Here is a 5497-nt window from a genome sequence, read left to right as displayed (position 1 = left end):
GGTCGTCGAAACCCACGAGGGTAACCCGCTCGATTTCATCGCCGAGTACCAGAAGCGTTTCAAGGTCGCGCTGCGGCCAGGGCTGCCCCGGTTCTGCGGCGGGCTGGCGGGTTACTTCGGCTACGACGCCGTGCGCTACATCGAGCCCAAGCTCGCGGCCACCCAAAAAACCGGCGGCATCGGCACCCCTGACATCTTGTTGTTACAGACCGAGGAGTTGGCGGTCATTGACAACCTGTCGGGCAGGCTCTACCTGATCGTCTACGCCGACCCGGCCCAGTCCGAGGCCTATTTCAAGGCCAAGAAGCGGCTGGCCGAATTGGCCGACAAGCTGAAGTACAGCGTCACCGCGCCGGCCGTGCGGCGTGGCCCGGCTCATGCGGTGGAGCGCGAGTTCGCCAAGGCTGACTACATCGCCGCGGTGCTGAAGAGCAAGGACTACATTGCCGCCGGCGACATGATGCAGGTCCAGATCGGGCAGCGGCTGAAGAAGCGCTACACCGAGTCGCCGCTCAGCCTGTACCGCGCGCTGCGCTCGCTGAACCCGTCGCCCTACATGTATTTCTACGACATGGGCGACTTCCAGATCGTCGGCGCTTCGCCCGAGATCCTGGTGCGGCACGAGCATGCGCCCGAGGGTGACAAGATCACGATCCGCCCGTTGGCCGGCACCCGGCCACGCGGTGCGACGCCCGAGCAGGACAAGGCACTCGAAGCCGAACTGAGCGCCGACCCGAAAGAGCGCGCCGAGCACCTGATGCTGATCGACCTGGCGCGCAACGACATCGGCCGTATCGCCAAGACCGGCAGCGTCAAGGTCACCGAGGCCTTCGTCGTCGAGCGCTACTCGCATGTGATGCACATCGTCAGCAACGTCGAAGGGCTGCTGAAAGAAGGCATCAGCAACCTCGACGTGCTGCGCGCCACCTTCCCGGCCGGCACGCTGACCGGCGCGCCGAAGGTCCGCGCGATGGAGATCATCGACGAACTCGAGCCGGTCAAGCGCGGCATCTACGGCGGTGCCTGCGGCTACCTCAGCTTCGCCGGCGACATGGACGTGGCGATCGCAATCCGCACCGGCATCGTCAAGGACAACACCTTGTACGTGCAAGCGGCCGCCGGCATCGTCGCCGACTCGGTACCCGAGCTGGAATGGAAAGAGACCGAGGCCAAGGCGCGGGCGGTGATCCGCGCGGCCGAGCTGGTGGAAGAGGGGTTCTGAGATGCTGTTGATGATCGACAACTACGACTCCTTCACCTTCAACCTGGTGCAGTACTTCGGTGAGCTGGGCCAGGAGGTGCGGGTCTTCCGCAACGACGAGATCACGCTCGAAGGCATCGGCGCGCTGAGGCCGGACCTGCTGGTGCTGTCGCCCGGGCCGTGTTCGCCGGCCGAGGCCGGCATCTGTGTGCCGGCGATCCAGGCCTTCATCGGCAAGCTGCCGATCCTTGGCGTGTGCCTCGGCCACCAGAGCATCGGGGCGGCATTGGGCGGCAAGGTCGTGCGGGCCCAGGTGCAGATGCACGGCAAGGCCAGCCGCATCTCCACCGACGGCAAGGGCGTCTACCGTGATCTGCCGATCGAGTTTTCGGTGATCCGCTACCACTCGCTGGCGATCGAGCGCGAGACGATGCCGAAGGTGCTGGAGGTGACCTCGACCAGTGAGGACGGCGAGATCATGGGCGTGCGCCACCGTGAACTGGCCGGCACGGCCACGCCGCTCGAAGGCGTGCAGTTCCACCCCGAATCGATTCTTTCGGAGCACGGCCACGCGATGCTGCGCAACTTCATCACGATGAGCCGGCAGGAGGTCCGCGCATGAGTGCCGTTGACTACGCCAGCGCTTCAGGGCGCGCAGCCGGCGGCAAGTTCGTCGACCTGCGCAGCGACACCGTCACGCAGCCGACGCCGGCGATGCGCGAGGCGATGATGGCCGCGCCACTGGGCGACGACGTGTTTGGCGACGACCCGACTGTCAATGCGCTGCAGGAGCGCATTGCTGCGCTGCTGGGCTTCGAGGCGGCGCTGTTCATGCCGACCGGCACGCAAAGCAACCTGTGCGGCCTGCTGGCGCACTGTGGCCGGGGCGACGAGTACATCGTCGGCCAGATGGCCCATACCTACCGCTACGAAGGCGGCGGCGGTGCAGTCTTCGGCAGTATCCAGCCGCAACCTTTGCCGAACCAGCCCGACGGCACGCTGCTGCTGGCCGACATCGAGGCGGCGATCAAGCCCGACGACTCGCACTTCGCGAAGAGCCGGTTGCTGTGCCTGGAGAACACCTGGAACGGCAATGCGCTGCCGCTGGGCTATATCGAGCAGGCGTCGGCGTTGGCCAAGAGGCGTGGTTTGGCTATCCATCTCGACGGTGCGCGGCTGTTCAACGCGGCGGTCGCTTCGAAGGTGTCCGCGCGCGAGATCACCCGCCACTTCGACAGCGTCTCAGTCTGCTTCAGCAAAGGCCTCGGCGCGCCGATCGGCTCAGCGCTGTGCGGCTCGCGCGAGTTCATCGCTCGCGCCCACCGGGTGCGCAAGATGGCCGGCGGCGGCATGCGCCAGGTCGGCCTGCTGGCGGCCGCGGCGGACCATGCGCTGACGCACCATGTCGAACGCCTGGCCGATGACCATGCGCTGGCGCGCCGTCTGGCCGAGGGCATGGCGGGGATCGCCGGCCTGACGGTGACGCCGCCACAGACCAACATCGTCTTCGCCCAGGTGGCCGATGGCCGCGGCGCGGCGCTGCTGGCGCACCTGAAGGCGCGCGGCGTGCTGGCCACTGGTTTGATCGGCCTGCGCTTCGTGACCCACCTCGATGTGGATGCTGCCGGCATCGACACCGCCATCGCGGCCGTCCGCGAGTTCTTCTCCACCCCCGCTTGACGACCATGAGCATCAGCAACACCGACGCGCTCGTCCGCGTCATCGAGCATCGCGAGATCTTCCACGACGAGATGCTGGCGCTGTGGCGCCGCATCATGAGCGGCGAGATGTCGCCGGTGATGATCGCTGCGCTGTCGATCGGGCTGCGCGTGAAGAAGGAAACCATCGGCGAGATCGCCGCCGCCGCGCAGGTGATGCGCGAGTTCGCGGCGCCGGTCCAGATCGCCGACAAGACCCACCTGGTCGACCTGTGCGGTACCGGGGGCGACTCGGCCCACACCTTCAACATCTCGACCGCGGCGATGCTCGTTGCGGCGGCCGGTGGCGCGCGCGTCGCCAAGCACGGGGGGCGCAGCGTATCGTCCACCTCCGGCAGCGCCGATGTGCTGGAGGCGATGGGCGCCTACATTGGCTTGAACGCCGAGCAGGTGGCGGCTTGCCTGGAGGAGTCCGGCATCGGCTTCATGTTCGCGCCCAACCACCACGCCTCGATGAAGCACGCGGCGCCGGTGCGCAAGGAGCTGGGCGTACGCACCATCTTCAACCTGCTGGGTCCGCTGACCAACCCCGCGGGTGCGCCGAACCAGCTGATGGGTGTGTTCCACCCTGACCTGGTCGGTATCCAAGTCCGCGTGCTGCAGCGCCTGGGCTCGGAACACGTGATGGTGGTCTACGGCATGAACGGCATGGACGAAGTCTCGCTGTCCGGCGAGACCATGGTCGGTGAGCTGAAGAACGGAGAGGTCAAGGAGTACGTCGTGCATCCCAGCGACTTCGGCCTGCCGGTCTACGACTCGCGGGTGCTGAAGGTGGCCAATCAGCAGGAGTCGGTGCAGTGCATCCAGCGCGCGCTGGCCAATGAGGATGGGCCGGTGCGCGACATCGTGTTGTTGAACGCCGGCGCGGCGCTGTACTGCGCGAATGTCGCGGGGTCAGTGGCCGAAGGCGTCAAGCGGGCGCGTGAGGCGGTGGCTTCAGGCGCGGCCCAGGCCAAGCTGAGCCAGTTCGTCGCCGTGACCAACCGGTTCCGACCGGCGGCGGCGTGATGGCGGGCGTGCCAGACATCCTGCGCCGCATCGTCGAGGTCAAGCACGACGAGGTGGCGAAGGCGAGGGCGGTTCGGCCCTTGGCGGCGTTGCGGGAAGAAGCCGAAGCGCGCCGCGACACCCGTGGTTTTGGTGCGGCGCTGCGGGCCAAGCTGGCGGCGGGCCGTTCGGCAGTGATCGCCGAGGTCAAAAAGGCCAGCCCGAGCAAAGGCGTGCTGCGCGAGCACTTCGTGCCGGCCGAGATCGCGGCCAGCTATGAGCGCCACGGCGCGGCCTGCCTCAGTGTGCTGACCGACGAGCCTTTCTTCCAAGGCTCGGTGGCCTACCTGCAGCAGGCCCGCGGTGCCTGCGCGCTGCCGGTGCTGCGCAAGGACTTCATGGTCGACGAGTACCAAGTGGTCGAGGCGCGCGCGATGGGCGCCGACTGCATCCTGCTGATCGCCGCCTGCTTGGACGACGCGCAAATGGCGGACCTGGAAGCAACGGCCTTTGCGCTGGGCCTGGATGTGCTGGTCGAGGTGCACGACGGCGACGAACTGGCGCGAGCGCTGAAGCTGAAGACGCCGCTGGTCGGCATCAACAACCGCGACCTGCGAAGCTTCGGGGTCTCACTGGACACGACGCTGGGCCTGCTGAGCCAGGTGCCGGCCGACCGCCTGCTGGTCACCGAGTCGGGCATCCTGGCGCCGGCGGRCGTACAGCGCATGCGCGCGGCTGGCGTCAACACCTTCCTGGTCGGTGAGGCTTTCATGCGGGCGCCCGACCCGGGCCAGGCGCTGCAGGCGCTGTTCGGCTGAGATGGATTTGTTCAACGACACCGCAGCCGACAACCGGCTGCGCTCACCGCTGCCCCAGCTGCTGGACCAGGTCCCCGCCGATTGGCGACCGGTGGTCGACGCCTGGCGTGCCAGCCCGGCTGGTCAGGCGTTGATCGCTTATGTAGAGCAACGCCGCGAGGCCGGCGCCACGATCTACCCGGCTGATCCGCTGCGGGCGCTGGCCCTGACGCCTCTGGCCGAGGTTCGCGTCGTGATCCTGGGTCAGGACCCGTACCACGGTCTCGGCCAGGCCGAGGGTCTGGCGTTTTCGGTGCCACCTGGCGTCAAGCCGCCGCCCAGCCTGCGCAACATCTTTGTCGAACTGCAGCGCGAGTTCGGTGGTGCAGTTCCCGGCCATGGCCACCTGGGGCACTGGGCCCGTCAGGGTGTGCTGCTGCTGAACACCAGCCTGACGGTGGAGGACGGGCAGCCCGCCAGCCATGCCAAGCGCGGTTGGGAGGCGTTGACCGATGCCTTGATCCAGGCCGTGGCGGGGCAGCCACGTCAGGTCGCCTTCTTGTTATGGGGCGCCCACGCCCAGGCCAAGGCGCCACTGATCGAGCAGGCCGCGCCCGGCCGGCACCTGCTGTTGTGTGCGAACCACCCGTCGCCCCTGTCGGCACGCCGGCCCCCACAGCCCTTCATTGGCTGTGGGCATTGGGGGGCGCTGCGTGCGGCGGGCATCGACGTTGATTGGCTGGCAACTGCGGCCAAAGGTGATGCCCGATCGACCTGAAACAGCGACTCGCGCT

The 5497-nt window shown here is 67.6% G+C and carries 6 protein-coding genes; all 6 read left to right on the top strand.

What is annotated here, in order from left to right:
- Positions 1 to 1222, top strand: a 1222-nt coding sequence (locus AC1DYI_RS25085; protein ID WP_477206854.1) for an anthranilate synthase component I family protein, incomplete at its 5' end; no start/stop codon positions are given.
- Position 1223: 1 nt separating this feature from the next.
- On the top strand, positions 1224 to 1823 hold the full coding sequence (locus AC1DYI_RS25080) for an anthranilate synthase component II (RefSeq protein WP_477206853.1): 600 nt from the start codon (positions 1224 to 1226) through the stop codon (positions 1821 to 1823).
- Positions 1820 to 2881, top strand: a complete 1062-nt coding sequence (gene ltaE, locus AC1DYI_RS25075) for a low-specificity L-threonine aldolase (protein ID WP_477206852.1) — start codon at positions 1820 to 1822, stop codon at positions 2879 to 2881. The genes AC1DYI_RS25080 and ltaE overlap by 4 nt, the downstream gene beginning before the upstream one ends.
- Positions 2882 to 2886: 5 nt before the next feature.
- Entirely contained in the window at positions 2887 to 3927 is a 1041-nt protein-coding gene (gene trpD / locus AC1DYI_RS25070) for an anthranilate phosphoribosyltransferase (RefSeq protein WP_477206851.1), read from the top strand.
- A gap of 8 nt (positions 3928 to 3935) precedes the next feature.
- Positions 3936 to 4724 (top strand): indole-3-glycerol phosphate synthase TrpC, encoded by a 789-nt coding sequence (trpC, locus tag AC1DYI_RS25065; protein ID WP_477206855.1) that lies wholly within the window; start codon positions 3936 to 3938, stop codon positions 4722 to 4724.
- A gap of 1 nt (position 4725) precedes the next feature.
- The gene (locus tag AC1DYI_RS25060) at positions 4726 to 5481 is read left to right on the top strand and encodes a uracil-DNA glycosylase (protein WP_477206850.1); all 756 of its coding nucleotides are present in this window, start codon (positions 4726 to 4728) and stop codon (positions 5479 to 5481) included.
- The last annotated feature ends 16 nt before the right edge of the window (positions 5482 to 5497 follow it).

The sequence above is a fragment of the Ideonella sp. P3_A4 genome (assembly GCF_056403075.1).
This window is presented reverse-complemented; position numbering and strand designations above follow the sequence as displayed.

Coding starts and splice junctions, on each gene's coding strand:
- AC1DYI_RS25080 (WP_477206853.1), top strand. CDS start 1,224: ATGCTGTTGATGATCGACAACTACGACTCCTTCACCTTCAACCTGGTG.
- ltaE (WP_477206852.1), top strand. CDS start 1,820: ATGAGTGCCGTTGACTACGCCAGCGCTTCAGGGCGCGCAGCCGGCGGC.
- trpD (WP_477206851.1), top strand. CDS start 2,887: ATGAGCATCAGCAACACCGACGCGCTCGTCCGCGTCATCGAGCATCGC.
- AC1DYI_RS25060 (WP_477206850.1), top strand. CDS start 4,726: ATGGATTTGTTCAACGACACCGCAGCCGACAACCGGCTGCGCTCACCG.